General features: G+C 59.8%; 1 protein-coding gene and 1 pseudogene. One reads left to right on the forward strand and one right to left on the reverse strand.

Annotation, left to right across the window (positions count from 1 at the left end; translation table 11 throughout):
* Positions 1-226: pseudogene (locus tag ACR0EL_RS21460) on the forward strand (phosphate/phosphite/phosphonate ABC transporter substrate-binding protein); the annotation flags it as partial.
* Between the two features lie 127 nt (positions 227-353).
* Here ACR0EL_RS21460 and ACR0EL_RS21465 read toward each other — a convergent pair.
* A partial coding sequence (locus tag ACR0EL_RS21465) for a heme biosynthesis protein HemY (RefSeq protein WP_480502186.1) occupies positions 354-1,389 on the reverse strand: 1,036 nt, incomplete at its 5' end.

A 1,389-nucleotide genomic window follows, 5' to 3' on the forward strand; every position in this document is an offset into this window, starting at 1 on the left:
CACTCCAACACCCGCAGAGATGCGGGTGTTGGAGTGGACGGACCCGACCCCTAGCCTGCCATTGATCACTGCGGAGGGTAACGATCAGCAAGCGATTTTTACAGCGGTTGAACGGGCAATTGCGCAGTTGGATGACGCGGATCGTACTGCCTTGGGGATCAAAGGTCTCGTGAGGATTCCGGCCGAGCGTTATCTGGACGTGCAGAACCCGCCGGGATCGGTTTAGTCGTCTTGTGTGCCGGTGTCGCCGACGACAGCCGATAGCACATAATGGCTTTGGTCGTCCTTGATCAAAATCGGTGGGCCGGGTTGTTTAAGCTGCGGAACGACGCTTTCAACGCCGAGACCGCGCGTTAGGTCTGTCGCGCGACTTCCTCCGAGACCGGCTCGGCCTTTCCCTCGATCACGTCCTCTTCGACCGGCTCTTCAATTGACTCTTCAGCACTTTCTTCAGGTTCCTCTGCCTCTTCAGCCTCTGATTGATCCTCAAGCGCGCCAACGATCAGAGGCAGCATGTGCACACCCGTCGCACTAGCAATCTCGGGCGTCTGAGGCGTCTGCCAGCTGAGCGTATCGAAGCTACCGCAGTTCTGGCACACCGGTCCCCATTCAGGCTGAATGTCGTGGCAATTGGTGCATACCCATTGCGGCCCGCGCGGTGCGTTCAGCGCCTTGGCCAGCCAACCCTGAACCACCGCGTCCGAGGCGCCCTCGCCCCGTTCAATCGCAGCCATCAGCGTGTAGGCCCGTGCATCCCCCTGCTTTTCGACAACATCACCCAGCGCGCGTCGCGCTTCGGGGAAGTCTTCGGCTACGATGTTCAGCTCGGCCAAAATCAGGCGTGTTTCCATATTCTCTGAATGAATGCGGGTCAAAGCGGTGAACCGCTTGATCCGCTGTTCAGGTGTTTCGTCTGGCACAATCTCGGCAAAGGCATGGGCCAGATCGGGGTGAGGTTGCACTTCCCACGCCTTTTTCAGAATCTTGGTTGCTGCACGCGGTTTGCCCTTTTCGATATAGGCGCGCGCGGCCATGGCGGCTGCCGGGACAAGATCGGGTGAAAGGCGGTTTGCCTCAATCGCATGTTCCTGCTGTTCGACCGTCGCCGTGTCGTCCAGCAGCACTTTGGCCTCGGACAAAGCCAGGACTGCGTCGCGCCGTTTGAACACGTCGCGCGGCAAATACCCGGCCTTCAGCTTCGAGGTCAACGTGGACCGCGCACCGGCCCAATCCTGCGCCTTGGTCTGCAGGTTCAACAGCACATCCTGCGTTTCTTCATGCCGGGGTTTGAGGGCCAGAGCCTTCTCGGCCAGCTTGCGCGCGGTTTCATCATCGCCTTCGGCCAGCTTTTGCTTCATGATCCCGCGCACACCGACAAATCGCGTGGCG

The organism is Ruegeria sp. AH12, assembly GCF_056541465.1.